The organism is Burkholderia seminalis, assembly GCF_001718535.1.
GTDB lineage: Bacteria > Pseudomonadota > Gammaproteobacteria > Burkholderiales > Burkholderiaceae > Burkholderia > Burkholderia seminalis.
The window spans coordinates 917,965-944,298 of the sequence record NZ_CP013398.1 but is presented as its reverse complement, the minus strand read 5'-3'; the positions used below and the strand labels follow the sequence as shown (position 1 = coordinate 944,298).

At 68.3% G+C, this 26,334-nt stretch carries 27 protein-coding genes; 21 read left to right on the top strand and 6 right to left on the bottom strand.

Annotated elements, in window-relative coordinates; all coding sequences use genetic code 11:
* Window positions 1-17 precede the first annotated feature (17 nt).
* Window positions 18-599 carry a DUF1439 domain-containing protein gene (locus WJ12_RS04195; protein ID WP_034187305.1) on the bottom strand — a complete coding sequence of 194 codons (582 nt, stop codon included), beginning with the start codon at window positions 597-599 and terminating at the stop codon, window positions 18-20.
* A complete protein-coding gene (locus tag WJ12_RS04190) occupies window positions 596-916 on the bottom strand; it encodes a zinc/iron-chelating domain-containing protein (protein ID WP_059557361.1) in 321 nt (106 codons plus the stop codon). Before WJ12_RS04190 ends, WJ12_RS04195 begins: the two co-directional genes overlap by 4 nt.
* A 176-nt stretch (window positions 917-1,092) precedes the next feature.
* Between WJ12_RS04190 and hemN the strand changes: the two genes are divergently transcribed.
* The 16 genes from hemN (at window position 1,093) to ureG (ending at window position 15,627) form a co-directional block, all read left to right on the top strand.
* The gene (hemN, locus tag WJ12_RS04185) at window positions 1,093-2,484 is read left to right on the top strand and encodes an oxygen-independent coproporphyrinogen III oxidase (protein ID WP_059557188.1); all 1,392 of its coding nucleotides are present in this window, start codon (window positions 1,093-1,095) and stop codon (window positions 2,482-2,484) included.
* A 72-nt stretch (window positions 2,485-2,556) separates the two neighbouring features.
* Window positions 2,557-2,814 carry a hypothetical protein gene (locus WJ12_RS04180; RefSeq protein ID WP_059557189.1) on the top strand — a complete coding sequence of 86 codons (258 nt, stop codon included), beginning with the start codon at window positions 2,557-2,559 and terminating at the stop codon, window positions 2,812-2,814.
* A 104-nt stretch (window positions 2,815-2,918) separates the two neighbouring features.
* Window positions 2,919-3,575, top strand: coding sequence for a protein-L-isoaspartate O-methyltransferase family protein (locus WJ12_RS04175; protein ID WP_034187303.1), 657 nt, complete (start codon window positions 2,919-2,921; stop codon window positions 3,573-3,575).
* A gap of 14 nt (window positions 3,576-3,589) precedes the next feature.
* Entirely contained in the window at window positions 3,590-3,913 is a 324-nt protein-coding gene (locus WJ12_RS04170) for a rhodanese-like domain-containing protein (RefSeq protein WP_034187302.1), read from the top strand.
* A gap of 367 nt (window positions 3,914-4,280) precedes the next feature.
* Window positions 4,281-5,588, top strand: coding sequence for an urea ABC transporter substrate-binding protein (urtA, locus tag WJ12_RS04165; RefSeq protein WP_049033581.1), 1,308 nt, complete (start codon window positions 4,281-4,283; stop codon window positions 5,586-5,588).
* Between the two features lie 113 nt (window positions 5,589-5,701).
* Window positions 5,702-7,321, top strand: coding sequence for an urea ABC transporter permease subunit UrtB (urtB, locus tag WJ12_RS04160; RefSeq protein ID WP_034187300.1), 1,620 nt, complete (start codon window positions 5,702-5,704; stop codon window positions 7,319-7,321).
* A gap of 1 nt (window position 7,322) precedes the next feature.
* A complete protein-coding gene (urtC, locus tag WJ12_RS04155) occupies window positions 7,323-8,510 on the top strand; it encodes an urea ABC transporter permease subunit UrtC (RefSeq protein ID WP_034187299.1) in 1,188 nt (395 codons plus the stop codon).
* The gene (urtD, locus tag WJ12_RS04150; RefSeq protein ID WP_059557191.1) at window positions 8,507-9,361 is read left to right on the top strand and encodes an urea ABC transporter ATP-binding protein UrtD; all 855 of its coding nucleotides are present in this window, start codon (window positions 8,507-8,509) and stop codon (window positions 9,359-9,361) included. The genes urtC and urtD overlap by 4 nt, the downstream gene beginning before the upstream one ends.
* A 4-nt stretch (window positions 9,362-9,365) precedes the next feature.
* Entirely contained in the window at window positions 9,366-10,058 is a 693-nt protein-coding gene (gene urtE / locus WJ12_RS04145) for an urea ABC transporter ATP-binding subunit UrtE (RefSeq protein ID WP_059557193.1), read from the top strand.
* Between the two features lie 155 nt (window positions 10,059-10,213).
* Window positions 10,214-11,089 carry an urease accessory protein UreD gene (locus WJ12_RS04140; RefSeq protein ID WP_059557195.1) on the top strand — a complete coding sequence of 292 codons (876 nt, stop codon included), beginning with the start codon at window positions 10,214-10,216 and terminating at the stop codon, window positions 11,087-11,089.
* A gap of 236 nt (window positions 11,090-11,325) precedes the next feature.
* On the top strand, window positions 11,326-11,628 hold the full coding sequence (gene ureA / locus WJ12_RS04135) for an urease subunit gamma (protein ID WP_006406310.1): 303 nt from the start codon (window positions 11,326-11,328) through the stop codon (window positions 11,626-11,628).
* A gap of 8 nt (window positions 11,629-11,636) precedes the next feature.
* Window positions 11,637-11,942 carry an urease subunit beta gene (locus WJ12_RS04130; RefSeq protein ID WP_034187295.1) on the top strand — a complete coding sequence of 102 codons (306 nt, stop codon included), beginning with the start codon at window positions 11,637-11,639 and terminating at the stop codon, window positions 11,940-11,942.
* A 29-nt stretch (window positions 11,943-11,971) separates the two neighbouring features.
* Entirely contained in the window at window positions 11,972-13,678 is a 1,707-nt protein-coding gene (gene ureC / locus WJ12_RS04125; protein ID WP_034187294.1) for an urease subunit alpha, read from the top strand.
* Window positions 13,679-13,696: 18 nt separating this feature from the next.
* A complete protein-coding gene (gene ureE / locus WJ12_RS04120) occupies window positions 13,697-14,296 on the top strand; it encodes an urease accessory protein UreE (protein WP_069245547.1) in 600 nt (199 codons plus the stop codon).
* On the top strand, window positions 14,283-14,963 hold the full coding sequence (locus tag WJ12_RS04115) for an urease accessory protein UreF (protein ID WP_059557197.1): 681 nt from the start codon (window positions 14,283-14,285) through the stop codon (window positions 14,961-14,963). The genes ureE and WJ12_RS04115 overlap by 14 nt, the downstream gene beginning before the upstream one ends.
* A 16-nt stretch (window positions 14,964-14,979) precedes the next feature.
* The gene (gene ureG / locus WJ12_RS04110; protein ID WP_059557199.1) at window positions 14,980-15,627 is read left to right on the top strand and encodes an urease accessory protein UreG; all 648 of its coding nucleotides are present in this window, start codon (window positions 14,980-14,982) and stop codon (window positions 15,625-15,627) included.
* 81 nt (window positions 15,628-15,708) lie between these two features.
* On the opposite strand, the gene waaA is transcribed toward ureG, so the two are convergent.
* From waaA to WJ12_RS04090, 4 genes are all read right to left on the bottom strand, one after another.
* Window positions 15,709-17,067, bottom strand: coding sequence for a lipid IV(A) 3-deoxy-D-manno-octulosonic acid transferase (waaA, locus tag WJ12_RS04105; protein ID WP_059557201.1), 1,359 nt, complete (start codon window positions 17,065-17,067; stop codon window positions 15,709-15,711).
* A 37-nt stretch (window positions 17,068-17,104) separates the two neighbouring features.
* A complete protein-coding gene (locus tag WJ12_RS04100) occupies window positions 17,105-17,989 on the bottom strand; it encodes a Kdo hydroxylase family protein (RefSeq protein WP_069245546.1) in 885 nt (294 codons plus the stop codon).
* 24 nt (window positions 17,990-18,013) lie between these two features.
* A complete protein-coding gene (waaC, locus tag WJ12_RS04095; RefSeq protein ID WP_059557205.1) occupies window positions 18,014-19,009 on the bottom strand; it encodes a lipopolysaccharide heptosyltransferase I in 996 nt (331 codons plus the stop codon).
* Between the two features lie 174 nt (window positions 19,010-19,183).
* Window positions 19,184-20,578, bottom strand: a complete 1,395-nt coding sequence (locus tag WJ12_RS04090; protein WP_049030306.1) for a phosphomannomutase/phosphoglucomutase — start codon at window positions 20,576-20,578, stop codon at window positions 19,184-19,186.
* A 255-nt stretch (window positions 20,579-20,833) separates the two neighbouring features.
* Here WJ12_RS04090 and WJ12_RS04085 point away from each other — a divergent pair, with 255 nt between their 5' ends.
* Genes WJ12_RS04085 through WJ12_RS04065 form a run of 5 tightly spaced genes read left to right on the top strand, consistent with a single transcriptional unit; the run spans window position 20,834 to window position 26,262 of the window.
* A complete protein-coding gene (locus tag WJ12_RS04085) occupies window positions 20,834-22,090 on the top strand; it encodes a lipopolysaccharide biosynthesis protein (RefSeq protein ID WP_059557207.1) in 1,257 nt (418 codons plus the stop codon).
* Window positions 22,087-22,911 (top strand): glycosyltransferase, encoded by an 825-nt coding sequence (locus WJ12_RS04080; protein ID WP_059557209.1) that lies wholly within the window; start codon window positions 22,087-22,089, stop codon window positions 22,909-22,911. The genes WJ12_RS04085 and WJ12_RS04080 overlap by 4 nt, the downstream gene beginning before the upstream one ends.
* Before the next feature lie 42 nt (window positions 22,912-22,953).
* On the top strand, window positions 22,954-24,090 hold the full coding sequence (locus WJ12_RS04075) for a glycosyltransferase family 4 protein (protein WP_059557211.1): 1,137 nt from the start codon (window positions 22,954-22,956) through the stop codon (window positions 24,088-24,090).
* Window positions 24,091-24,105: 15 nt separating this feature from the next.
* Window positions 24,106-25,128 (top strand): UDP-glucose 4-epimerase GalE, encoded by a 1,023-nt coding sequence (gene galE, locus WJ12_RS04070; RefSeq protein ID WP_034187283.1) that lies wholly within the window; start codon window positions 24,106-24,108, stop codon window positions 25,126-25,128.
* Between the two features lie 27 nt (window positions 25,129-25,155).
* The gene (locus WJ12_RS04065) at window positions 25,156-26,262 is read left to right on the top strand and encodes an MraY family glycosyltransferase (RefSeq protein WP_034187282.1); all 1,107 of its coding nucleotides are present in this window, start codon (window positions 25,156-25,158) and stop codon (window positions 26,260-26,262) included.
* Window positions 26,263-26,334: the final 72 nt, after the last annotated feature.

Below are 26,334 nucleotides of genomic sequence, written 5' to 3'. Positions count from 1 at the left end.
CCGCGCGCGGTCCGTCGTCACTTTTCGACGATCGCCACGCGTATGCCGTTTGTAAGGATCGTAATTGTACCGGGTTCGTAGTTCACCCCGGCAAATTGCAGTTGCTCGGGCTTGAACGTGTAGATCGGGTAATTGGTCAGCAACTGCGTCGCGAGCAGGCCGGCGGCCGCCCCGACCTGCTGCGCGTACATCTGCGCGTCGCCGTCGAGCACGAGGCTGTCGACGGCCGGTGCCTTCAGCACGACCGAGCGGCTCGGCGCGTCGTACGCGAGCTGCCCCGACACGGTGAACTTGCCGCTGACGGGCGCGCGCAGGAACGGGCTCGCGAAATGCGCGTCGAGCTGCACCGCGACGCGGTTCTGGTCCGGCAGCAGGTTGACGTTCGGGTTCGCGAGCGACACGTCGACGACCTGCGCAACCGTCTTCTGGTACGGGAACTTGCGCCCGACGGCTTTCTGCACGTCGCCGCGCGAGAACGTGTAGTGATCGGGGATGAACGGGAACGTCGACGCGCACGCGGCGAGCGATACGCATACGCCGACGGCGCCGAGGGAGGCGGCAAGGAAACGGCGCCGGCCGGGCGCGCGAGGTACGGTCATGCTGAACGGTCTCCTGTAGGCGCCGACGGCCGCGTCGCGGCCTCGAGGCGCGTGAGCCACGCGAGCGCGTCGTCGCGCGACGCGCCGCACATGTCGGCGGACGGCTGCAGCCCGGAACAGCACGCGGGCCGCTCGGGCCGGCCGAAGATCATGCAGCGCAGGTCGTCGCCGAGCTGCACGCAGCGCACGCCGGCCGGCTTGCCACCGGGCATGCCCGGGATCGGGCTGGAAATCGACGGCGCGATGCAGCACGCGCCGCAGCCCTCGCGGCACGCATGCGGCGGCGGGACGTCGGCGGGCGCCGGGCGGACAGGCAATTCGACGGACACTCGGCTCTCTCGACACGACAGACAACGAAAACGGCGCGGCAACCGGACGCGGTGCCCGGTTGCCCCACCCCGCATTGTGCCATCGTCGGCTGCGACGTTATTACACAATGCAGCCGAATCGCGTGTTTATATACTCGAAAGCATCTAAAAAGCGCGAGACCGTCATGAGTTCTGGTTCTGCCGACACAATGTTCCGTCCCGATTTGCTCGCGAAATACGGCGCGAACGGGCCGCGCTATACGTCGTACCCCACCGCGCTGCAGTTCCGCGACGATTTCGACCCGGCCGACTACGTACGCGCGGCCAGCGACCCCGGCGCGTCGTCGAGCGAGCTGTCGCTGTACGTCCACATCCCGTTCTGCAACACCGCGTGCTTCTACTGCGGCTGCAACAAGATCGCGACCAACAACCACCGCCGCGCCCGCCCGTATCTCGACCAGCTCAAGCGCGAGATGGCGCTGCAGGCCGCGCTGTTCGATCCGTCCCGCCCCGTCACGCAGCTGCACTGGGGCGGCGGCACGCCGACCTTCCTGTCCGACGACGAAACGGCCGAACTGATGGCGGCCACCCGCGAGCACTTCGCGCTCGCGCCGGACGCCGATGCCGAGTTCTCGATCGAGATCGACCCGCGCACGGTCACGCCCGCGACGCTCGTGCACCTGCGCACGATCGGCTTCAACCGGCTGAGCCTCGGCGTGCAGGATTTCGACCCGGCCGTCCAGCAGGCAATCAACCGCGTCCAGCCGCGCGCGATGACGGCCGACCTGCTCGCCGCCGCGCGCGCGACGGGCTTTCATTCGGTGAGCGTCGACCTGATCTACGGGCTGCCGCACCAGACCGTCGCCGTGTTCGCGCGCACGCTGGAGACGATCATCGAGCTCGCGCCCGATCGCCTGTCGGTGTTCGGCTACGCGCACATGCCGCACCTGTTCAAGATGCAGCGGCAGATCGACGACGCGGCGCTGCCGCCGCCGGAAGCGCGCATCGCGCTGCTCGGCCTCGCGATCGACATGCTGACGTCGGCCGGCTACGTGTACATCGGGATGGACCACTTCGCGCGGCCGTCGGACGAACTCGTGCGCGCGCAGCGCAACGGCACGCTGCAGCGCAATTTCCAGGGCTACAGCACGCGTGCCGATACCGATCTCGTCGGCTTCGGCGTGTCGTCGATCGGCAAGGTCGGCGACGTCTACGCGCAAAACGCGAAGGACCTGCCTGCGTACGGCGCCGCGCTCGACGCGGGCCGGCTGCCGATCGCGCGCGGCGTGCGGCTCACGCCCGACGACCGGCTGCGCCGCGACGTGATCACGCAACTGATGTGCAACCTCGCGCTGCCGTTCTCGCATGTCGAGGCCGCGCACGGCATCCGCTTCACCGATCATTTCGCGCGCGAACTCGACGCGCTGCGCCCGTTCGAGCGCGACGGGCTGCTGACGATCGCGCGCGACCGCCTGACGATCCATCCGGCCGGCCGGATGGTCGTGCGCAATATCGCGATGGCGTTCGACGCATACCTGGGCCAGATGCCGCGGCAGCACTACTCGCGCACCGTTTGACACCCGCGCCGGCCGCACGCGGGCGGCCGGTTTGATACAGTGTGGGGCTTACGCTCCGCCAGAACCCGCACGATGCGCACCACCAAAGCGACCCACGCGGTCGAACGCCTGAAGACCCGCTCCGGCAACCCGCAATTCGCGGCCGTCGCGATGGCGGGCGGCCTGTTCTATCTCGTCGACCGTTCCAGCGGCACCGCCGAAAAGCGCTGCGAGCCGCTGCCGCTCGACGAGTTCGTCAAGTTCGTCGACGAATTCGGCCCCAAAAAGCCGCGCAAGGCGAGCAAGCTCGACCTCGCATTCGAGGCGCAGATCAAGAAGAGCAAGGGGTAAAGGTCTGTTGCAGGCCGCCTGAAGGCTTCGCGGCCGCCCCGTTTGGTACAATCACGAAGTTTCTCTATCCCCGCTGATGGCCGACCAGGCTGCGTGACCACACCATGAATATCGAAAACGCGCGTTTCAACATGATCGAACAGCAGATCCGTCCGTGGGACGTGCTGGATCTGGACGTCCTGGGCCTGCTGTCGATCGTCAAGCGTGAAAACTACGTTCCGGCCGAATACCGCGATCTCGCGTTCGCCGACCTCGAACTGCCGCTGCCCGGCGGCACCAGCAAGATGCTGTTCCCGCGCGTCGAGGCGCGCGTGCTGCAGGAGCTGACCGTCAAGAAACACGAAAACGTGCTTGTGATCGGTGCGGGCTCCGGTTACCTGGCCGCGCTGTTCGCGCATCGCGCGCAGCACGTGACGGCCGTCGAAATCGATCCGGCGATCGCGAAATTCGCGGAAGACAACCTGCGCAACGACGGCGTGACCAACGCGGAAGTCGTGCTCGGCGACGGTTCGCGCGGCTGGGCGGCCAAGGCGCCGTACGACGTGATCTGCGTCGCGGGCGGCCTGCCGGTCGTGCCGCAGGAAATGCTCGAGCAGCTGAAGATCGGCGGCCGCCTGTCGGCATTCGTCGGCGGCCGTCCGGTGATGAAGGCACAGATCATCACGCGCATCGACGACAAGCAGTATCGTGTCGCCGACGTGTTCGAAACGTACATCAACCACCTCGTCAACGCGATCGAGCCGTCGCGCTTCAAGTTCTGAGCGGCGGAGCCTCCATGCAGATCCTGACGCCCGCGATGCTCGCGGAATGGCTCGGCGATTCGGCACGCCCCGCGCCGGTCGTGCTCGACGTGCGCGAGCCGTGGGAAATCGCGACCGCGCAGATCGCCGGCAGCGTGTCGATCCCGATGCAGCAGATCCCCGCGCGCAGCGAGGAGCTCGACGACGAAGCGGAAATCGTCTGCGTGTGCCATCACGGGATGCGCAGCGCGCAGGTCGCGATGTTCCTCGAATCGCGCGGCTTCACGAAGCTGTACAACCTGCAAGGCGGGATCGACGCGTGGTCGCGCGACGTCGATCCGTCCGTGCCGCGTTACTGACCTGTCCGGCGGCGCATCATGCGCCGCCCCGCCGGCCGGCCCACTGCCGCCGGCCGCACTGATCCGCCGAACGGGCACGCATCGCGTGCCCGTTTCTGTTTTCCGCTCCGCTTCGTTCCCTTCCACATGCGCCGCCGGCGGGCAAAGGCACCGCGCCCCGGCCGACCGTGCACCATTTGCGCCCACGCGCCTGCACCGCAACGGACCGCGCCTGCTGCGCGACGCATCATCCGCACCATCCCGACGCCCGGTAACGCCCCGCACAGGCACGCCCGGCGTGCATCCGTGCGACTGGCACATGCCTTGCGTTACAGGAAGGCCGGCGCCGCCACGGCGCACGCACAACCAACACGACAAGGGGATACCGATGAAACGTCGCAGTCTGTTGAAGTTCGGTTCGATGGCCGGCGCGCTCGCGCTGGCGGGCAAGAGCCCGTTCGCGCACGCGGCCGATGCCGGCACCGGTCCGATCAAGGTCGGCATCCTGCATTCGCTGTCGGGCACGATGGCGATCTCGGAGACGTCGCTGAAGGACACCGCGCTGATGACGATCGCCGACATCAACAAGAGCGGCGGCGTGATGGGCCGCAAGGTCGAACCGGTGGTGGTCGATCCCGCGTCGAACTGGCCGCTGTTCGCCGAGAAGGCGCGCCAGCTGCTCACGCAGGACAAGGTCGCGTGCGTATTCGGCTGCTGGACGTCGGTGTCGCGCAAGTCCGTGCTGCCGGTGTTCGAGGAACTGAACGGGCTGCTCTACTATCCGGTGCAGTATGAAGGCGAGGAAATGTCGCGCAACGTGTTCTACACGGGCGCCGCGCCGAACCAACAGGCGATTCCGGCCGTCGAGTACCTGATGAGCGCGGAGGGCGGCGGTGCGAAACGCTTCTTCCTGCTCGGCACCGACTATGTGTATCCGCGCACGACCAACAAGATCCTGCGCGCATTCCTGAAATCGAAAGGCGTGAAGGACGCCGATATTCAGGAGGTCTACACGCCGTTCGGCCACAGCGACTACCAGACCATCGTCGCGAACATCAAGAACTTCTCGCAGGGCGGGAAGACGACCGTGATCTCGACGATCAACGGCGACTCGAACGTGCCGTTCTACAAGGAACTCGGCAACCAGGGCATCAAGGCGACCGACGTGCCGGTCGTCGCGTTCTCGGTCGGCGAGGAAGAGCTGCGCGGGATCGACACGAAACCGCTCGTCGGCCATCTCGCCGCATGGAACTACTTCATGTCGGTCAAGAACCCGACCAACACGAAATTCAAGGACCAGTTCGCCGCCTGGGTGAAGGCGAACAACCTGCCGGGCGGCGCGAAGCGCGTGACCAACGACCCGATGGAGGCGACCTACGTCGGCATCCACATGTGGAAGCAGGCGGTCGAGAAGGCGAAGAGTACCGACGTCGACAAGGTGCGCGTCGCGATGATCGGCCAAACGGTTGCCGCGCCGTCCGGCTTCACGCTCACGATGGACGGCAACCATCACCTGCACAAGCCGGTGATGATCGGCGAGATCCGCGGCGACGGGCAGTTCAACGTCGTGTGGAAGACGAAGACGGCGGTGCGCGCGCAGCCGTGGAGCCCGTTCATCGCCGGCAACCAGGGCAAGCCCGACGTCGTCAGCTCGATCCCGGCGTTCCTGCGCCGGCAGCGCACGGCGCTGGCCTGACGCGATGCAGGGGCACGCACACCGACGCGCTGCCCCGCTCGCACGCATGCACCGATGCGCCGGCCGGCCCATCGGTGCGTGAATCCGCCTCCCTACGCCGACAGGATCTCCCGATGCCTACACGCTTTCGCCGAGCCGCCGTCGCGATCGTCGCGTGCGCCGCCCTCGCGGGCATGCTGCCGCGCGCCGCGTTCGCGCTGACGGCGGCCGATACCGCCGCGCTCGCCGGCGACGACTTCGACGCGAAGACGGCCGCGATCGAGCGCCTCGCCGCCGACACGGATCCGCGCGCGGTTACGGTACTCAACGCACTGTCGAGCGGCGACGCGCTCGCGACCGGCGACGGCCGCCTGCTGATCCAGACCGGCGACACCGCGCACGATGCGCTCACGCAGGCCGCGACGCCGGCCGGCGATGCGCAGCCCGTGATGCTGAACAACCTGCTGCGCACGAAGATCGCGGGCGCGCTGTCGGGCCTCGCGCTCGCATCGCCCGACGTCGCCGCGCGACGCGACGCGATCGATGCGCTGCTGAAATCGCCCGATCCGGCGCTCAAGCCGATGATCGACCGTGCCCGCGCGAAGGAAACCGATCCCGCACTGAAGCGCCGCCTCGACGCGCTGTGGGCGATCTCCGCGCTGCACGACGCCGATCCGGCGAAGCGCCTCGAAGCCGTGCAGGTGGTGGCCGCGCGCCGCGATCTCGACATGATCGAACAGCTCCGCCCGCTCGTCGCGAAGAATGCCGACGGCAGCTACACGGAACCCGACGCCCGCGTGCGCGACGCCGCGCAGCAAGGGCTCGACGCATTGCACTCGCTGCAGCGCCGCGGCGAGATCGTCGGCACGCTGTTCGCGGGCCTGTCGCTCGGCAGCGTGCTGCTGCTCGCCGCGCTCGGCCTCGCGATCACGTACGGGCTGATCGGCGTGATCAACATGGCGCACGGCGAGTTCCTGATGATCGGTGCGTACGCAACCTATGTCGTGCAGACGCTGGTTCAGCGCTACGCGCCCGGCGCGTTCGACTGGTATCCGCTCGTCGCCGTGCCCGCGTCGTTCGTCGCGGCCGCGCTCGTCGGCATCGTGCTGGAGCGGCTCGTGCTGCGGCACCTGTACGGCCGCCCGCTCGAAACGCTGCTCGCGACGTTCGGCGTGAGCCTGATCCTGATCCAGGCGACGCGCATGCTGTTCGGCGCGCAGAACGTGCAGGTCGTGAATCCATCGTGGATGAGCGGCGGCGTGACGGTGATGCAGAACCTGATCCTGCCGTACAACCGCCTCGCGATCCTCGCATTCGCGCTCGCGGTGGTGTTCGTCGCGTGGGCCGTGCTGACGAAGACGCGGCTCGGCCTGTTCGTGCGCGCGGTCACGCAGAACCGCCGGATGGCCGCGTGCGTCGGCGTGAAGACCGCACGCGTCGACGCCTATGCGTTCGCCTTCGGTGCGGGCATCGCGGGCCTCGGCGGCTGCGCGCTGTCGCAGATCGGCAACGTGGGCCCCGACCTCGGCCAGAACTACATCATCGATTCGTTCATGGCCGTCGTGCTCGGCGGCGTCGGGCAGATCGCCGGCACCGTGCTCGGCGGCTTCGGGCTCGGCCTCGCGAGCAAGGCGATCGAGCCGTTCTGGGGCGCCGTGCTCGCGAAGATCGCGGTCCTCGTGATGATCGTGCTGTTCATCCAGAAACGCCCGCAGGGCATGTTCGCCCCGAAGGGCCGCAGCGCGGAGGCTTGACGTGACTTCCATCAGCGATTCGCTGTCGAACCCGGTCGCCGGCGCACCGACGCCCGCCGCCGCCGGACGGGCGGCCGACGGCTTCGCGCTCGGCCTGCCGCCGCGCCCCGCGCTCTTGTCGCGCCGCGCATGGCTCGCGCTCGTCGCGCTGTGCGTCGCGATCGGCATCGGCGTGCCGCTCGCCGCGCTCGTCGCGCCCGAAGCGAGCGCGTTCCATCTGTCCGCGTACGCGATGACGCTCGCCGGCAAGCTGATGTGCTATGCGATCGCCGCGCTCGCGCTCGATCTCGTGTGGGGTTACTGCGGCATCCTGAGCCTCGGCCACGGGCTGTTCTTCGCGCTCGGCGGCTATGCGATCGGCATGTACCTGATGCGCGAGATCGGTCGCGACGGCAAGTACGGCAGCGACCTGCCGGACTTCATGGTGTTTCTCGACTGGCACCAGTTGCCGTGGTACTGGAGCGGCACGCAGCATCTCGCGTGGGCGCTCGCGCTCGTGGTGCTCGTGCCGGCCGTGCTCGCCTGGGTGTTCGGCTTCTTCACGTTCCGCTCGCGCGTGAAGGGCGTGTACCTGTCGATCATCACGCAGGCGCTGACGTTCGCCGCGATGCTGCTGTTCTATCGCAACGAGACGGGCTTCGGCGGCAACAACGGCTTCACCGACTTCAAGCGCATCGCGGGCTTCGCGATCACGTCGCCCGGCACGCGCACGGTGCTGTTGCTGCTGACGTTCGCGACGCTGGTGCTGGCGTTCATCGCCGCGCGCGCGATCGTCACGAGCAAGCTCGGGCGCGTCGTCACGGCCGTGCGCGACGGCGAGACGCGGCTGATGTTCCTCGGCTACAGCCCGCTCGCGTACAAGCTGTTCGTGTGGACCGTGTCGGCCGTGCTGTGCGGGATCGCCGGCGCGCTGTACGTGCCGCAGGTCGGCATCATCAACCCCGGCGAGATGTCGCCCGGCAACTCGATCGAGATGGCGATCTGGGTCGCGGTGGGCGGGCGCGGCACGCTGATCGGGCCGATCGTCGGCGCATTCGCGGTGAACGGCGCGAAGAGCCTGTTTACCGCGTACTTCGCCGAATACTGGCTGTTCTTCCTCGGCCTGATCTTCGTGCTCGTGCCGCTGCTGCTGCCGCGCGGCATCATGGGCCTCGTCGAAACCTTGCTCGCGAAGGGGAAACGCGCATGAACGGAACGGCCCTGTACCAGTTCACGCCGCCCGAGGACGAATTGCTCGCCGTCAGCGGCGCCGCGTCGATGGGCCGCGTCGTGCCGCAAGGCATCGACACGTCGCACGGCACGATCCTTTATCTCGAGGATATCGAGGTGAGCTTCGACGGCTTTCGTGCGCTGAAGAAGCTGTCGCTCGCGATCGACGCGGGCGAGCTGCGCTGCGTGATCGGCCCGAACGGCGCGGGCAAGACGACGATGATGGATGTCGTCACCGGCAAGACGCGCCCCGATGCCGGCAGCGTGTTTCTCGGCCAGACGCTCGACCTTTCGCGGATGAGCGAGCCCGAGATCGCGCGCGCGGGCATCGGCCGCAAGTTCCAGAAGCCGACCGTGTTCGAACAGCATCCGGTGTGGGAAAACCTCGAGCTCGCGATGCAGACCGACAAGGGCTGGCTCGCCTCGCTGCGCGCGCGGCTCGACCGCTCGGCGCAAGCCAGGATCGAGGAGACGCTCGCGCTGATCGGCCTCGAAAGTCACGCCTACCGCGCCGCCGGCGAGCTGTCGCACGGCCAGAAGCAGCGGCTCGAGATCGGCATGCTGCTGATGCAGCGCCCTGCCCTGCTGCTGCTCGACGAGCCGGCGGCCGGAATGACCGACCACGAGACGATGGAGCTCGCCGAGCTGCTGAACACGCTGCGCGGCACCTGCTCGATGATGGTCGTCGAGCACGACATGGAATTCGTCGCGGCGCTCGCGGGCGACACGGGCCGCGTGACGGTGATGGCCGAAGGCGCGGTGCTCGCGCAAGGCACGCTCGACCAGGTCAAGCGCGACGACGCCGTGATCGAGTCATACCTCGGACGATGATGCGATGCTGAAGATCGAAGCACTGAACCAGTACTACGGCGGCAGCCATATCCTGCGCGACGTGAATCTCGCCGCCGACGACGGCAAGCTCACCGTGCTGCTCGGCCGCAACGGCGTCGGCAAGAGCACGCTGCTGCGCTGCCTGATGGGCGTCGTCGCCGCGAAGAGCGGCAGCGTGTCGTGGCGCGGCACGGCGCTCGGCGCGCTGCCGCCGTATGCGCGCGTCGCGGCCGGGCTCGCGTACGTGCCGCAGGGCCGCGACATCTTTCCGCGGCTCACCGTCGAGGAAAACCTGCTCGTCGGCGCGGCCAGCCGCAAGGCGCCGTCGAAAGTGCCGGACCGCATCTACGACCTGTTCCCCGTGCTGAAGGACATGCGCGCGCGGCGCGGCGGCGACCTGTCGGGCGGCCAGCAGCAGCAGCTCGCGATCGGCCGCGCGCTGATGAGCGAGCCGCAGCTGCTGATCCTCGACGAGCCGACCGAAGGCATCCAGCCGTCGATCATCCAGGACATCGGCCGCACGCTACGCCAGCTCGTCGACGAATCGAGGATGACGGTGCTGCTCGTCGAACAGTATTACGATTTCGCGCAATCGATCGCGGACCGCTACTGGGTGATGAGCCGCGGCGAGATCGTCGCGGGCGGCGATGCGCGCGACATGGCGGCGAACGGCGTGCGCGAACTGATCGCGGTGTGATGCGCGGCACGGCGTAGGCACCGCGGCGAGAACGGCTGGCTAGCCGGGCCGCGGCACGCGGCGCTTCCACCGAACGCGGCAACTGCATTATTGTTCCGGTAGCATCCACGTTCCTCGCGCCCGTTTCCTTCGTTTCCCGTTCCCGTTTGCCGCCGATGTCCGCCTCCGATTCGCACGCCCCGCTGTCCCGCCCCGCCGTCGCCAAGTCGTGGCGCGGCCGCCTCGAACTCGGTTTCGAGCGGCACGGTGCGCGCACGACGCTCGCGCACCGGTTGCACGACGGCCCGCTGCGCGTGCAGCGGCCGCTGTACCCGGAAGGCGACGCGATCTGCCACGCGGTGATCGTCCACCCGCCGGGCGGCGTCGCGGGCGGCGACCGGCTCGACATCGACATCGCGCTCGGCGACGGCACGCACGCGGTGCTGACGACGCCGGGCGCGACCAAGTGGTACAAGTCGAACGGCCTCGACGCGACGCAGCGCATCGGCATCACGGTCGGCCGGGACGCGAAGCTCGACTGGCTGCCCCAGAACAACCTGTTCTTCGACGCGGCGCACGCAGCGCTCGATTTCACGGTGACGCTCGGCGCGGGTGCCAGTGCGATCGGCTGGGACGCGACACAGCTCGGCCGGCAGGCGGCCGGCGAAACCTGGGCGGCGGGACGCATCGCGTCGACCTCGGCGCTCGTCGATGCCGACGGCCGGCCGCTTTGGACCGAACGCGCGCTGCTCGACGCGCACGATCCGCTGCGCGGCGCGCTGCAGGGCCTCGCCGGCTTTCCCGCATACGGCACGCTGTGGGCGGTCGGCGCTGCATGCGACGCCGCGCTGGCCGAATCGCTCGCCGCCCGGATGCCGTTCGACGACACGCTGCGTGCGGGCGTCACCTGCGTGACGCCCGGGGTCGTGCTCGTGCGCGCGCTGTCGACCTCGATGGAAGCGCTGCAGCGCCACTTCACCGACTGCTGGCTGCACTTGCGACCGATCGTGCACGGCGTCGACGCACGGCCGCTGCGCCTCTGGCAAACCTGAGCGCGGCCGCGCCGCGCACCGTTTCGGCGCAAGGCCGCCTCGGACACTGCACGTTCGTCATGCACGACGCACCACGAACGCGCATCGCGCACCATGCGACAGGCATGGCACGCGCCTTGCTCCTTACATAGTCGATACACGACGCACGCAAAACAGCGCGGTGCTACGATGACTCGCGCGTCCGCCTGGTCGCCTGTACACCGATAAAAATTACGCTTTCCTGAACGTTTGCCTTCATGAAACTGACTCCCCGCGAGAAGGACAAGCTGCTGATCTTCACGGCAGCGCTGCTGGCCGAGCGCCGTCGCGCGCGCGGCCTGAAGCTCAACTATCCGGAGGCGGTCGCCTTCATCACCGCCGCGCTGATGGAAGCCGCACGCGACGGCAAGACGGTGGCCGAAGTGATGCATTACGGCACGACGCTGCTCACGCGCGACGACGTGATGGACGGCGTGCCGGAGATGATTCCCGACATCCAGGTCGAGGCGACCTTCCCCGACGGCACGAAGCTCGTGACCGTCCATCACCCGATTCCGTGAGGCCCCGCATGATCCCCGGCGAAATCCTCACCGACGATGGCGAACACGAACTGAACGCGGGCCGCGCGACGCTGACGCTCGTCGTCGCGAACACCGGCGACCGCCCGGTGCAGGTCGGCTCGCATTACCACTTCTTCGAAGTCAACGACGCATTGTCGTTCGACCGCGCGGCCGCGCGCGGCTTCCGGCTCAACATCGCGGCCGGCACGGCCGTGCGCTTCGAGCCGGGCCAGACGCGCACCGTCGAGCTCGTCGCGCTCGCGGGCGCGCGCGCCGTCTACGGTTTTCAAGGCAAGGTGATGGGGCCGCTGTAAGCCGCGCCCCGCTCTTCAGGAACAGCAACATGACACTACGCTTGAGCCGCCGCGCGTACGCGGAAATGTTCGGGCCGACGACGGGCGACCGCGTCCGGCTCGCCGACACCGAACTGCTGATCGAGATCGAACGCGACTTCACGACCTACGGCGAGGAAGTGAAGTTCGGCGGCGGGAAGGTGATCCGCGACGGGATGGGCCAGTCGCAGCGCGTGGCCGCCGACGTGCCCGACACGGTCATCACGAACGCGGTGATCCTCGATCACTGGGGCATCGTGAAGGCCGACATCGCGATCAAGCACGGCCGCATCGCCGCGATCGGCAAGGCCGGCAACCCCGACATTCAGCCGGGCGTGACGATCGCGATCGGCGCGGCGACCGAAGTGATCGCCGGCGAAGGGCTGATCGTGACGGCCGGCGGCATCGACACGCACATCCACTTCATCAGCCCGCAGCAGATCGACGAGGCGCTCGCATCGGGCGTCACGACGATGCTCGGCGGCGGCACGGGGCCGGCCACCGGCACCAACGCGACGACCTGCACGCCGGGCCCGTGGCACATGGAGCGGATGCTGCAGGCCGCCGACGGCTGGCCGATCAACCTCGGCTTCCTCGGCAAGGGCAATGCCAGCCTGCCGGAGCCGCTCGTCGAGCAGATCGCGGCCGGCGCGATCGGGCTCAAGCTGCATGAAGACTGGGGCACGACGCCCGCCGCGATCGACAACTGCCTGTCGGTCGCCGACGACACCGACACGCAGGTCGCGATCCATACCGATACGCTGAACGAAGGCGGCTTCGTCGAATCGACGGTCGCCGCGTTCAAGGGCCGCACGATCCACACGTACCACACCGAAGGCGCGGGCGGCGGCCACGCGCCCGACATCCTGAAGGTGTGCGGCGAGTCGAACGTGCTGCCGTCGTCGACCAACCCGACGCGCCCGTACACGATCAACACGCTCGACGAACATCTCGACATGCTGATGGTGTGCCATCACCTCGATCCGTCGATCGCCGAGGATCTCGCGTTCGCCGAATCGCGGATCCGCCGCGAGACGATCGCGGCCGAGGACATCCTGCACGATCTCGGCGCGCTGTCGATGCTGTCGTCCGATTCGCAGGCGATGGGCCGCGTCGGCGAAGTGATCATCCGCACGTGGCAGACCGCGCACAAGATGAAGGTGCAGCGCGGCGCGCTGCCGGAAGACGGCGCGCGCAACGACAACTTCCGCGCGAAGCGCTACGTCGCGAAGTACACGATCAACCCGGCGCTCACGCACGGCATCGCGCACGAAGTCGGCTCGATCGAGCCCGGCAAGTGGGCCGACCTCGTGCTGTGGGAACCGGCGTTCTTCGGGATCAAGCCGTCGATGATCCTGAAAGGCGGGATGATCGCGATGGCGCAGATGGGTGACCCGAACGCGTCGATCCCGACGCCGCAGCCGGTCCACTACCGCGAGATGTTCGCGACGCGCGGCGGGGCGCTCGCGCGCACGTCGCTGACCTTCGTGTCGCAGATGGCGGCCGACGCGGGCATCGCGGAACGCTACGGCCTCGCGAAGCGGATCGTACCCGTGCGCAACTGCCGCAACGTGACGAAGGCCGACATGATCCACAACGCGTGGCGCCCGTCGATCAGCGTCGATCCCGAAACCTACGACGTGATCGCCGACGGCCAGTTGCTGACCTGCGAGCCGGCAACGGTGCTGCCGATGGCCCAACGCTATTTCCTGTTCTGATTGCCGGTTTTCCGTTTCATGCGCACCCTCGACAAACGCATTGCCCCGAACGTGAAACTCGCCGCGTCGCTCGTCGCGCGCGCACCGACGCTCACGCTCGCCTATGACGCCCGCTGCAAGAGCCGCCTCGCGGCGACGCTCGACACCGGCGAGGACGTCGCGGTCCTGCTGCCGCGCGGCACGGTGCTGCGCGACGGCGACGTGCTCGTCGCCGACGACGGCGCGCTCGTGCGCATCGCCGCCGCCCCCGAGACCGTGCTGCTCGTGCGCGCGGCCGATCCGCTCACGCTGATGCGCGCCGCGTATCACCTCGGCAACCGCCACACGCCGGTCGAGATCGGCGACGGCTACCTGAAGCTCGAAGCCGACCCGGTGCTCGCCGACATGCTGCGCCGGCTCGGCACGCAGGTCGAGGAGACGCAGGTGCCGTTCCAGCCGGAAGCCGGCGCGTACGGCGGCGGCCACAAGCACGGGCACGACGCGACGTTCGCCGAGGATTACGCGCTCGCGCAGCAGGTATTCGGCGAACATCACGGGCACTCGGACGATCACGATCACGATCACGATCATCAGCATGGTCCCGGATGCACGCACGGCCACGGCCATGACCACCACTGAACTCGTCGCGCTGCTGCACCTCGCGTCGCCGGCGCTGCCGATCGGCGCGTACAGCTATTCGCAGGGCCTCGAAGCGGCACTCGACGCAAACCTGATCCGCGACGCCGATTCCGCGCGCGACTGGATCGCCAGCGGCCTGACCGACGTGCTCGCGCACGGCGAGTTGCCGTTCCTCGCGCACCAGCTCGCGCGCTGGCAGGCGCACGACACGCGCGCGCTCGCCGCCGAAAACGCGTGGTTCGTCGCGAGCCGCGAATCGGCGGAACTGCGCCGCGAAACCGAACAGATGGGCTGGTCGCTCGCGCAGCTGTGCGCATCGCTCGAATGGGGCGATGCCGCGCGCCGCGCGACGCTCGCGTCGCTGTCGCCGGTCGCGCTGCCGACCGCGTTCGCCTACGCAGCCGCCACGCACGACGCCAGCGCCGACGCGACGCTCGCCGCATACGCATTCGGCTGGGTCGAGAACCAGACGTCCGCCGCGCTGAAGGCCGTGCCGCTCGGCCAGCTCGCCGGACAACGCATCATCGTCGCGCTGCGCGGCGCGATCGACGCGGCCGTGCGCCGGGCGCTCGCGACGCCGCCCGACGCCATCAACACGTTCGCGCCGCAGCTCGGCATCCTGTCCGCGCGGCACGAGACCCAGTACTCGCGGTTGTTCCGCTCCTGAACCCCCTCGCCAGACCATGAACGCACCTGCTCCCTCCTCCGCCCGCCGCACGAAGAAACTGCCGCCGCTGCGCGTCGGCATCGGCGGCCCCGTCGGCTCCGGCAAGACCACGCTGCTCGAAATGCTGTGCAAGGCGATGCGCGAGCGCTACGACCTCGTCGCGATCACCAACGACATCTACACGAAGGAAGACCAGCGGCTGCTGACGGTGGCCGGCGCACTGCCCGAGGAGCGCATCATGGGCGTCGAGACGGGCGGCTGCCCGCATACGGCGATCCGCGAAGATGCGTCGATCAACCTCGAGGCCGTCGACCGGATGCTGGCGCGCTTTCCCGACGCCGACATCGTGTTCATCGAATCGGGCGGCGACAACCTCGCGGCAACCTTCAGCCCCGAACTGTCCGACCTGACGATCTACGTGATCGACGTCGCGGGCGGCGAGAAGATTCCGCGCAAGGGCGGCCCCGGCATCACGAAGTCCGACCTGCTCGTGATCAACAAGACCGACCTCGCGCCGCTGGTCGGCGCGAACCTCGACGTGATGGCGTCCGACACGCGGAAGATGCGCGGCGAACGGCCTTATGTGATGACGAACCTGAAGGCGCTCGAAGGCGTCGCGGACGTGATCGCGTTCATCGAGAAGAGGGGTTTGCTGACGGTCTGAGCAACGTCGCGGCGACACTCGACGCCGCCACGCGCACCGGGGCGGCCTTGCGCCGCCCTTCGTCGATTCGTCCCACTCGTTCTATTCGTCGTCCGACGTGCCCGGCGCGTCCTGCGGCGTGCGTGCGCCGCGCTCGGCAGGCGGCAGCAGCGCCGCGAGCACGTCGACCGTACGCGCCGTCGCGCCGCGGTGACGCGACGCGAAAGCCGCGCCGGCCGCGCCCATCGCGACGCGCCGCGCCTTGTCGGCGAACAGCGCATCGAGCACGTGCGCGAGATCGAGCGGATCCGCGACCTGCATCGCCGCACCGGCCGCGACCGCGTCGGCGGTCGCCTGCGTGAAGTTGAACACGTGCGGCCCGATCAGCACCGGCACGCCCACCGCGCACGCTTCGATCAGGTTCTGGCCGCCGAGCGGCAGCAGGCTGCCGCCGATGAACGCGATATCGGCGGCCGCGTAATACGCGCCGAGTTCGCCCATCGAATCGCCGAGCAGGACCGTCACGTCGCCCGGCAGCGGTTCGGCAGCCGGCCGGCCGGCCGCGAGCGCGGCCGCGTCCGCCGCCCAGACGGAACGCCGTACACATTTGAGCCCGCTGCGCGCGACGAGCGCCTCGACCTCGGCGAAACGCTGCGGATGACGCGGCACGAGCACCAGCAGCGCGTCGGGCGTACGCATTTCCGCGAACGCCTGCAGCACCAGTTCCTCTTCGTTCTCGCGCGTGCTCGCGGCGACCCACACGGGCCGCGCGCCGATCGCATCGCGCCAGGCATGGCCGCGTGCCGCCAGTTCCGGCGGCGTCGTCATGTCGAACTTCAGGTTGCCGAGCACCGTCACGTTGCGCGCGCCGAGCGACGTCAGCCGCTCCGCGTCGGCCGGACTCTGCGCGAGCACGCGCGAGAAGCCGCCGAACACATCGCGCGTCGCCGCGCCGAACTTCGCCGCGCGCCGGAACGAACGCGCGGACATCCGCGCATTGGTCAGCACGAGCGGCACGTCCGCGCGGCGGCACTCGTCGATCAGCGTCGGCCACACCTCGGTTTCCATCACGAGGCCGAGCGTCGGCCGCCACGCGCGCAGGAAGCGCCGCACCGCGCCCGGCATGTCGTACGGCAGGTAGCAGCGCAGCACGCGATCGCCGAAGATCTGTTCGCCGGTCGCGCGGCCGCTCGGCGTCATGTGCGTGAGCAGGATGCGCGCATCGGGGCGCGCATGCATCAGCGCGTCGATCAACGGCTGCGCGGCACGCGTCTCGCCGACCGACACCGCATGTACCCAGATCAGCGGCGCGCGGTCGTCGCGCAAGCGGCCCGCAACGTGACCGAAGCGTTCGCCGATATGCTCGCGATAACCGCGCTCCTTGCGCGAGCGCACGTAGAGCCGGATGACCGCGGCCGGCGCGACGAGCCACCACAGCGCGCGATAGATCACCCTCAGCATGCGGCGGCCCTCGTGTTGCGTCGAAGCAGGTGCGCGCTCAAACCAGCGCCCTGCCCGTCAGGCGTTCGAGAATGCCGAGCGGCGCGCATTCGCGGCGGACCATCGCGTCGACCGGCAGGAAGAACGTCTGTTCGAGCATGAACTGGCCGGACATCACAGCGTGCGAAGTCTGATCGGAGAAACATATCCACACGCAACCCGGCGGAAACGGCATCGTCTCCTGCGGGCTCGTCTTCTGGTAGTCGAGATCGGCCTTCATGCTGTCGTGCAGGTTCAGCATCAGGTGGTCGTATGCGCTGCGCGGCGACTTCGTCACGTGCAGCAGGTTCAGCAGCCACGTGGCGCCCGGCAGTTGCGGCCTGATCGACGGCAGGAAGCGCTTCGCGACGTCCTCGAACGGCTCGCCGACGCGCCAGACGCGCGGCACGCCGGCCGGGTTCACGTTCGTGAACACGCGCAGGATGCGCTCGCCGTAGTTCGGCCGCGACGGGAACGCGTCGACGTGCAGCCGGCTGTCGTCCTTGCGCCACGACGTCTGGCGCGTCTCGACCTGCATCAGCCGCAGGCTGGTCGGCGCGACGCGCAGCTTGCCGCGGTATTCCGGAAAGAGGCCGTCGACGAGCGTGCCGGCCTGCTGCTGGAAGCGCGCGACGAGCGCGCGCACGGCCGACTGCGTGACGCTGTCGCCGAGCACGCCGGCGAGCGTGCCGCCGTTCGGCGCGAGGCTGATGTTCTTGCGTTTCGGATCGGCGAGCGCCGGATCGAGCAGCGCTTCCTCGCCGCCTTCGATCGCGAAGCGCAGGTGCGGGAAATACAGCACCTTGCCTTCCTCGACCGCGGCCAGCAGCTGCTCGCGCGGCGCCGACAGGTTGTGCCCGCTCCAGTCGGCGGACGGGACTTCGATGATCTGGGATTCGCTCATGATCGGTTCGCGTGTGGGACAGCGTTACAGGAGACCGAAGCCCGCGAGCGCCGACTTCACCTGCGCGATCGACGGGGGCTGCCCCGCCGTGCCGAGATTGACGACGTTCGGCGACCAGTAGCCGCCGGTCCGCCAGGCCGTCGCGAAATTGTACAGTTCGACCGTCGGACGCTTCAGCGCGGCCGCGATGTGAACCAGACCTGTATCAACCCCGACGGTCGCGGCCGCGCCGTCGATCAGACCGACCACGGCCGGCAGCGACAGTTTCGGCGGCACGATCGCAGCATCGCCGAATTCCTTCGCGAGCCGCTCGCTGGTCGCGCGTTCCGCGTCGTTGCCCCACGGCAGCACGAGCGACGCGCCGCGCCGCACGAGCGCCTGGCCGAGCTCGATCCACGCGGCGTCCGGCCACTGCTTGTCGGCACGCGACGTCGCATGGACGAACACCACGTACGGCACCGGCAGGTTCAGGCCGAGCGCGGCCACCGCGAGCGCCGCCGCGCGCGTGTCGAGACCGAAGTCGACCGGATCGGCCGGCGTCGGCGCGGGGTCGTTCAGCGCGGCCGCGACGAGTTGCCGCGACCGCTCGACGACGTGCGTACGCGGCGCGATCGGCACGCGCTTCGCATAGAAGAAGCGCACCGGCCATTCGTAGCCGGCGCCATCGGTGCGGTTGCCGAGCCCGACCAGCGGGCCGCGCGCCCAGCTCGCGACCCAGGCCGTCTTGATGAGGCCCTGGCAGTCGATCACGAGATCGTACTGCTCGGCCGCGAGACGCTTGCGGAATGTGCGGATCTCGCGCCACGTGGCGCCCGAGAACGGCTTCTTGCGCCAGCGGCGCAGCGAGAACGGCAGCACGTTGCGCACGCCGTCGACGAGCCGCACGAGGTCGACGAAGCTTTCCTCGACGAGCCAGTCGATCTGCGCGTCGGGGTGGCGGCGCCGGATATCGGCGATCACCGGCATGTTGTGCACGACGTCGCCCAGCGACGACACGCGCACGATCAGGATCTTTTGCACGCTGAAAAAACGCCGGCTGGCAGCCGGCGACAGGCATAAAGGGGGGATTTTATCTCGCCCGGCGGGGCGGACAGACAAAAAGCGGCGCACGCCCGTGGCGTGCGCCGCTTTTCGGGAGAATCGCGGCCGACGAAGCTGCCGCGGCACCGCGGGCGGCCCGCAGGCCGCCGGCGCTCAGAACGGCAGCTTGACGTCCGGCTTCGCGGCCGTCAGCACACGGCGGAAGTCTTCCTGGATCCGCTTGAGCCCTTCCTGCGTCTCGGCTTCGAAGCGCATCACGACGACCGGCGTCGTGTTCGACGAACGCGCGAGACCGAAGCCGTCCGGGTACTCGACGCGCAGGCCGTCGATCGTCACGACTTCCTCGGCGCCGTCGAACTTCGCCTCTTTCTGCAGCTTGTCGATCAGGCTGAAGTTCTCGCCTTCGTCGAGCCAGAGCTGCAGTTCGGGCGTGCTCATCGCGTCCGGCAGCGCATTGAGCAGCGCGCTTGGGTCGGCCGTCTTCGCGACGATCTCAAGCAGGCGCGCGCCCGTGTAGAGGCCGTCGTCGAAGCCGTACCAGCGATCCTTGAAGAACACGTGGCCGCTCATTTCGCCGGCGAGCGGCGCCCCCGTCTCGCGCAGCTTCGCCTTCACGAGCGAGTGGCCCGTCTTCCACATCAGCGGCTCGCCGCCCTTCGACTTGATCCACTGCGCGAGGTGACGCGTGCACTTCACGTCGTAGATGATCTGCGCGCCCGGGTTGCGCGACAGCACTTCTTCCGCGAACAGCATCAGCTGGCGGTCCGGATAGATGATCTGGCCGTCCTTCGTGACGACGCCCAGGCGGTCGCCGTCGCCGTCGAACGCGAAGCCGAGTTCGGCATCGGTGTCCTTCAGCGCCTGGATCACGTCCTGCAGGTTTTCCGGGTGCGCGGGATCGGGGTGGTGGTTCGGGAACGTGCCGTCGATGTCGGTGAAACGTTCGACGAGTTCGCAGCCGAGCGCCTTGAACAGGCGCGTCGCGAGCGGGCCCGCGACGCCGTTGCCGGCGTCGACGACCAGCTTCAGCGGCCGCGCGAGCTTCACGTCGCCGACGATGCGCGCGATGTACTGATCGGCGACGTCGACTTCCTCATACGTGCCGCTGCCCGTCTCGAAGCGCTCGTCGACGATGCGGCGGTACAACGCCTGGATCTGCTCGCCGTAGATCGCGGCGCCGCGCAGCACCATCTTGAAACCGTTGTAGTCGGGCGGGTTGTGGCTGCCCGTGACGACGATGCACGAATCGACGCGGCGCTCGCCGCCCTTCAGCGCCAGCGGCACGTTTGCCGCGAAATAGCCGACCGGCGTCGGCACCATGCCGACGTCGACGACATCGACACCGGCCGCACGCAGGCCATCGGCGAGCGCGCCGACGAGCTCCGGCCCGGACAGGCGGCCGTCGCGCGCGACGACGACCGCGTCGCCGCCCTGCGCACGCACTTCGCTGCCGAATGCGCGGCCGATCCCGCGCGCCGTATCGACGTCGAGTGTCTTGCCGACCACGCCACGGATGTCATATGCCTTGAAGATGGATTGGGAGATCATCGATTCTCTTCTCTCTCAGTTGCGTGCATGGAAAATTGTCTGGCTTGGCTGGCCGCCTCTCGCCGGTGCCGCGCATGATACATGCGGCCCCGCAAAACAAGGAACGGAACGGCTGGAGCGGTCGCGATCCCACTTATAATCGCGGGTTTCGATGACGCGCATACCGCCCATTTTAATGCCTAGCCGTCCCGCCGCCGCCAATCCGCAGCCTTCGGGCGCCCTGCCGGCCGCCCCGCACGCGCGCCGCCGCGTCGCATGCTGAAGCGCTTCGGCAACCCGGACGTCGCGAAAGCCGTCACGAACCTCGTCTGGCTGGGGCTCGAACGGCTCACGCAGATCGGCGTCGCGATCGCGATCAGCGGCCTGCTGGCCCGTTATTTCGGGCCAGATGTGTTCGGCAAATGGCAGTATGCGAATACGCTTCTCCTGGTACTCGCGCCGCTCACCTGGGTGTGCGGCGCGGAAATCCTCGTCCCGACCATCGTCCAGCGCCCGCCCGCCCAGCTCGGCGCGGTGCTCGGCAGCGCGTTCGCGCTGCGCATCGGCGTCTCGGTCGCCGCGCTCGTCGCGACCTGGATCGCGATCGCCGCGGGCGCGTTCGACCCGCTGGTCGGTGCGATGCTCACGGGTCTCGCCGTCACGATGGTGTTCCGCGAACCGTTCGTCGGCGTGATCAACGCGTGGCTGCAAAGCATGACCTACAGCAAGCCGCAGCTCGTCACCAGCATGGTCACGGCGCTCGCGAAGGCGCTGCTCGTGTGGCTGCTGGTCCGCGCGGCCGCCGGCCCCGCCCGCTTCGCGTGGCTGTGGGCGCTCGAGGCCGCCGCGATCGGCTTCGCGCTGCTGCTGTACTACCGGCATCGTAACGGCGGCGCGCTCGGCTGGACGTTCGATAAACCGCTGTTCAGGCACTTTGCGACGGCCGGCACCGTGTTCTGGCTCGGCCTGATCTGCATGTACCTGTTCCTGAAACTCGACCGCCTGATGCTCGAGCGTCACGTGTCGTTCGCCGATCTCGGCCGCTATTCGGCCGCGCAGCAGCTCAACGAAAACTGGATCACGCTCGCGCTGATGCTCGCGCAGACCATCGCGCCCGCGTTCGTCTACCGCGTGCAGGACGTCGCGCGGCTGCGCCGCAACATCGTCCGCCTGATCGCGATGACGGCCGGCCTGATGACGGCCGGCGCGCTCGTGCTCGACGCGGCCGCCCCGCTGATCGTCGGCAAGGTGTTCGGCCACGGCTACGAGGCATCGGTCGACATCTTCCGCTGGGCCGTCTGGCTGTCCGTGCCGGCCGGCATCGAGGCGATAGGCAATCTTATCGTTCTCAAATATCAAGCAAAATTCGTGTTGCTGTCGAAATGGCTGCTCGCGCTGGCGATCGCCGCGGTCGTCAACCTGTTCGCGATCCCGCGGCTCGGCCTGTACGGCGCGCTCGTCGGGCTGGCGGCCGGCTACCTGGCCGCGGCCGCCGTCAACTTTTATTACATCCGTTTCAAGCTGCGAACATGACGTCCCCTGATTGCCCGCCCCCGCTCGACGACGTGGCCGTGCTGATGCCGGCCTACAACGGGCACGACGACGTCGTCCGGACCCTTGCATCGTTTCGCGAGGATGCGCCCGTACACGTGCTGGTCGTCGACGACGGCAGCACGCCGCCGATCGTCGCGCCCGACCTGCCGGGCCTCGCGATCGAGGTGCTGCGCATGCCGCGGAACGGCGGCATCGAGCGCGCGCTCGCGGCCGGCATCGACGCGCTCGCGGCGCGCGGCTTCCGCTATGCGGCCCGCATCGACGCGGGCGACCTGGCCGTGCCGCAGCGCCTCGCGAAGCAGCGTGCGTATCTCGGCGCCCACCCGAACGTGGCCTGCGTCGGCATGTGGACGCAGGTCGTGTCGCGCGCCGGCGAACCGCGTTTCATGCTGACGCCGCCCGCCGATCCGCGCACGCTGCGCCGCACGCGCTTCCTGCGCTCGCCGCTCGTGCATCCTTCGGTGATGCTGCGCATCGACGCCGTGCGGGAAGTGGGCAACTATCGCGAGAAATACCGCGCGGCCGAGGATCTCGATCTTTTTTTACGGTTAATGCAACGCTACGATTGCGCGAACCTGCCGGAACTCGGCCTGTATTACGAACTGAACGAGGGCGGGATCAGTGCGACCAAGCGCCGGCGCCAGCTGGTGTCGACGCTCACGCTGCTGCTGAGCCATTTCAACGCGCTGAACCCGTACGACTGGGCCGGCCTCGCCAAGAACCTGCTGCATTTCGTGACGCCGTACCGGACGTTGCAGCGGATCAAGCAGACGCTGTTCGCCGCGCGGCCGTCCGCCTGACGCCGATCCGGCATTTACGACGCTTTATTTTTTTCTTTTTTCATGTCCGCCACTTCCCCGCTGCGCATCGCGCTCGTCTGCAACACGGCCTGGGCGATCTACACGTATCGCCACGGGCTGATCCGTGCGCTCGTCGCGCGCGGCGCCGAGGTCGTCGTGATCGCGCCGCACGACCGTACGGTGCCGTTGCTCGAGCAGATGGGCTGCCGCTACGTGAAGCTCGCGGTCGCGTCGAAAGGCACGAGCCCGCGCGAGGATCTCGGCACGCTCGCGACGCTGGTGCGCCACTACCGCGCGCTCAAGCCCGATCTCGTGTTCCATTACACGATCAAGCCGAACATCTACGGGTCGGTCGCCGCGTGGCTCGCGCGCGTGCCGTCGATCGCGGTGACGACCGGGCTCGGCTACGTCTTCATCCAGAAAAGCCGCGCGGCGAGCGTCGCGAAGCGCCTGTACCGGTTCGCGTTCCGCTTCCCGCGTGAAGTGTGGTTCCTGAACCGCGACGACCTCGCGACCTTCACCGACGAGCAGTTGCTCGTGCATCCCGAGCGCGCGCGGCTGCTGCACGGCGAAGGCGTCGATCTCGAGCAGTTCGCGCCCGTGCCGCTGCCCGCCGGCGACGCGCCCGTCTTCATCCTGATCGGCCGGCTGCTGTGGGACAAGGGCGTGCGCGAATACGTGGAAGCCGCGCGCATCGTGCGCGGCCGCTTCCCGAACGCGCGCTTCCAGCTGCTCGGGCCGCTCGGCGTCGACAATCCGAGCGCAATCGGGCGCGCGGACGTCGACGCATGGGTCGGCGAAGGCATCGTCGAATATCTCGGCGAGGCGCACGATGTCCGCCCGCATATCGCGGCGGCCGACTGCGTCGTGCTGCCGTCGTACCGCGAAGGCGTGCCGCGCACGCTGATGGAAGCATCGGCGATGGGCCGCCCGATCGTCGCGACCGACGTGCCGGGCTGCCGCGACGTCGTCGCCGACGGCGAAACCGGCTTCCTGTGCCGCATGCGCGACAGCGCAAGCCTCGCGGAGCAACTGCTCCGCATGATCGAACTCGGAACGGCCGGGCGCGACGCGATGGGCGCGCGCGGCCGGCGGAAAGTCACGGCGGAATTCGACGAGCAGCAGGTCGTCGAACGCTACCGGCAGACCATTCGTTCGTTGACCGGCATCACTCTCTGAAGGAGCGCATCAGCAATGACCGCTAAAGGCACCATCCTCGTTACCGGCGGCGCGGGCTATATCGGCTCGCACACGGCCGTCGAGCTGCTCGACAACGGCTACGATGTCGTGATCGTCGACAACCTCGTCAACAGCAAGGCCGAGTCCGTGCGCCGCATCGAGCGGATTACCGGCAAGACGCCCGCGTTCCATCAGGTCGACGTGTGCGACGAAGCCGCGCTCGCGAAGGTGTTCGACGCGCACCCGATCACCGGCACGATCCATTTCGCGGCGCTCAAGGCCGTCGGCGAATCGGTCGCGAAACCGCTCGAGTACTACCAGAACAACATCGGCGGGCTGCTGGCGGTGCTCAAGGTCATGCGCGAGCGCAACGTCAGGCAGTTCGTGTTCAGCTCGTCCGCTACCGTGTACGGCGTGCCCGAGCGCTCGCCGATCGACGAATCGTTCCCGCTGTCGGCGACGAACCCGTACGGCCAGTCGAAGCTGATCGCCGAGCAGATCCTGCGCGATCTCGAGGTGTCCGATCCTTCGTGGCGCATCGCGACGCTGCGCTACTTCAACCCGGTCGGTGCGCACGCAAGCGGGCTGATCGGCGAGGATCCGGCCGGCATCCCGAACAACCTGATGCCGTATGTCGCGCAGGTCGCGGTCGGCAAGCTGGAAAAGCTGCGCGTGTTCGGCTCCGACTATGCGACGCCGGACGGCACCGGCGTGCGCGACTACATCCACGTCGTCGATCTCGCGAAAGGACACATCGCCGCGCTCGACGCGCTCGCGAAGCGCGACGCGAGCTTTGTCGTGAACCTCGGCACCGGCCAGGGCTACAGCGTGCTGGAAGTCGTGCGTGCGTTCGAGAAGGCATCGGGCCGCCCGGTGCCGTACGAACTCGTCGCGCGCCGCCCGGGCGACATCGCCGAGTGCTACGCGAATCCGCAGGCCGCGGCCGACATCATCGGCTGGCGCGCGACGCTCGGGATCGAGGACATGTGTGCCGACCACTGGCGATGGCAGGAGGGGAACCCGCGCGGTTTTGTATAATCCGCTGTCCATTTTCCGAGCGATCCCATGCTCAGCTTCGCATCCGGCTTCATCGTCTCCCTGCTCGTCACGCTGTTCATCGTGCGCTACGCGCACCTTCACGAGAAATTCTCGATCGACAGCGATCTGGCCGGCGTGCAGAAATTCCACGTGCGGCCCGTGCCGCGAGTGGGGGGCATCGGGATCCTCGCCGGGGTCGTCGTGGCCGCGCTGATCCTGTCGCGGCGCTATCCGACGATCGCGGGCAGCATTCTCGGCATCGCGGCCTGCGGGCTGCCGGCGTTCCTGTCCGGCCTCGTCGAGGATCTGACCAAACGCGTGTCGCCGCGCGCGCGGCTGCTCTGCACGATGGGCGCGGCCGCGCTGGCGTTCTGGCTGCTGGGCATCGCGGTCAAGCGCATCAGCGTGCCGCCGCTCGACTTCCTGCTCGGCTACGTGGCCATCTCGGCGTTCATCACGGTGCTCGCGGTCGCGGCGCTCGCGAACGCGATCAACATCATCGACGGCTTCAACGGCCTCGCGTCGATGGTCAGCTTCATGATGTTCGCGTCGCTTGCGTACGTCGCGTTCCATGTGAACGACCCGGTCGTGATGTCCGCGTCGATCATCATGATGGGCGCGGTGCTCGGCTTCTTCCTGTGGAATTTTCCTGCCGGGCTGATCTTCCTCGGCGACGGCGGCGCGTATTTCATCGGCTTCATGCTCGCCGAACTCGCGATCATGCTCGTGATGCGCAACCGCGAGGTGTCCGCGTGGTATCCGGTGCTGCTGTTCATGTACCCGATCTTCGAGACCTGTTTCTCGATCTACCGGAAGAAGTTCATCCGCGGGATGTCGCCGGGGATTCCAGACGGCGTGCATCTGCACATGCTCGTGTACAAGCGGCTGATGCGCTGGGCCGTCGGGACGAAGCACGCGCACGACCTGACGCGGCGGAATTCGCTCACGTCGCCGTATCTGTGGCTGCTGTGCCTCGTCGCGGTGATTCCCGCGACGCTGTTCTGGCGACACACGCTGCACCTGTTCGTGTTCGTCGTGCTGTTCGCACTGACCTACGTGTGGCTTTATCTCAGCATCGTGCGGTTTCGCGCGCCGCGGTGGATGGTGGTACGCAAGCACCGGCGCAGCCACTGAACGTCGTTGCATCGGCTTCCGGACAAAGAAAAAGCGCCCCGCGGGGCGCTTTTTTCATGCATCGCCGAGCCC

What these genes read in the sequence shown, in the direction of transcription:
- WJ12_RS04195 (WP_034187305.1), bottom strand. Translation starts at nt 599, where the DNA reads ATGACCGTACCTCGCGCGCCCGGCCGGCGCCGTTTCCTTGCCGCCTCC.
- hemN (WP_059557188.1), top strand. Translation starts at nt 1,093, where the DNA reads ATGAGTTCTGGTTCTGCCGACACAATGTTCCGTCCCGATTTGCTCGCG.
- WJ12_RS04180 (WP_059557189.1), top strand. Translation starts at nt 2,557, where the DNA reads ATGCGCACCACCAAAGCGACCCACGCGGTCGAACGCCTGAAGACCCGC.
- WJ12_RS04175 (WP_034187303.1), top strand. Translation starts at nt 2,919, where the DNA reads ATGAATATCGAAAACGCGCGTTTCAACATGATCGAACAGCAGATCCGT.
- WJ12_RS04170 (WP_034187302.1), top strand. Translation starts at nt 3,590, where the DNA reads ATGCAGATCCTGACGCCCGCGATGCTCGCGGAATGGCTCGGCGATTCG.
- urtA (WP_049033581.1), top strand. Translation starts at nt 4,281, where the DNA reads ATGAAACGTCGCAGTCTGTTGAAGTTCGGTTCGATGGCCGGCGCGCTC.
- urtB (WP_034187300.1), top strand. Translation starts at nt 5,702, where the DNA reads ATGCCTACACGCTTTCGCCGAGCCGCCGTCGCGATCGTCGCGTGCGCC.
- urtD (WP_059557191.1), top strand. Translation starts at nt 8,507, where the DNA reads ATGAACGGAACGGCCCTGTACCAGTTCACGCCGCCCGAGGACGAATTG.
- urtE (WP_059557193.1), top strand. Translation starts at nt 9,366, where the DNA reads ATGCTGAAGATCGAAGCACTGAACCAGTACTACGGCGGCAGCCATATC.
- WJ12_RS04140 (WP_059557195.1), top strand. Translation starts at nt 10,214, where the DNA reads ATGTCCGCCTCCGATTCGCACGCCCCGCTGTCCCGCCCCGCCGTCGCC.
- ureA (WP_006406310.1), top strand. Translation starts at nt 11,326, where the DNA reads ATGAAACTGACTCCCCGCGAGAAGGACAAGCTGCTGATCTTCACGGCA.
- WJ12_RS04130 (WP_034187295.1), top strand. Translation starts at nt 11,637, where the DNA reads ATGATCCCCGGCGAAATCCTCACCGACGATGGCGAACACGAACTGAAC.
- ureC (WP_034187294.1), top strand. Translation starts at nt 11,972, where the DNA reads ATGACACTACGCTTGAGCCGCCGCGCGTACGCGGAAATGTTCGGGCCG.
- ureE (WP_069245547.1), top strand. Translation starts at nt 13,697, where the DNA reads ATGCGCACCCTCGACAAACGCATTGCCCCGAACGTGAAACTCGCCGCG.
- WJ12_RS04115 (WP_059557197.1), top strand. Translation starts at nt 14,283, where the DNA reads ATGACCACCACTGAACTCGTCGCGCTGCTGCACCTCGCGTCGCCGGCG.
- ureG (WP_059557199.1), top strand. Translation starts at nt 14,980, where the DNA reads ATGAACGCACCTGCTCCCTCCTCCGCCCGCCGCACGAAGAAACTGCCG.
- waaA (WP_059557201.1), bottom strand. Translation starts at nt 17,067, where the DNA reads ATGCTGAGGGTGATCTATCGCGCGCTGTGGTGGCTCGTCGCGCCGGCC.
- WJ12_RS04100 (WP_069245546.1), bottom strand. Translation starts at nt 17,989, where the DNA reads ATGAGCGAATCCCAGATCATCGAAGTCCCGTCCGCCGACTGGAGCGGG.
- WJ12_RS04090 (WP_049030306.1), bottom strand. Translation starts at nt 20,578, where the DNA reads ATGATCTCCCAATCCATCTTCAAGGCATATGACATCCGTGGCGTGGTC.
- WJ12_RS04085 (WP_059557207.1), top strand. Translation starts at nt 20,834, where the DNA reads ATGCTGAAGCGCTTCGGCAACCCGGACGTCGCGAAAGCCGTCACGAAC.
- WJ12_RS04080 (WP_059557209.1), top strand. Translation starts at nt 22,087, where the DNA reads ATGACGTCCCCTGATTGCCCGCCCCCGCTCGACGACGTGGCCGTGCTG.
- WJ12_RS04075 (WP_059557211.1), top strand. Translation starts at nt 22,954, where the DNA reads ATGTCCGCCACTTCCCCGCTGCGCATCGCGCTCGTCTGCAACACGGCC.
- galE (WP_034187283.1), top strand. Translation starts at nt 24,106, where the DNA reads ATGACCGCTAAAGGCACCATCCTCGTTACCGGCGGCGCGGGCTATATC.
- WJ12_RS04065 (WP_034187282.1), top strand. Translation starts at nt 25,156, where the DNA reads ATGCTCAGCTTCGCATCCGGCTTCATCGTCTCCCTGCTCGTCACGCTG.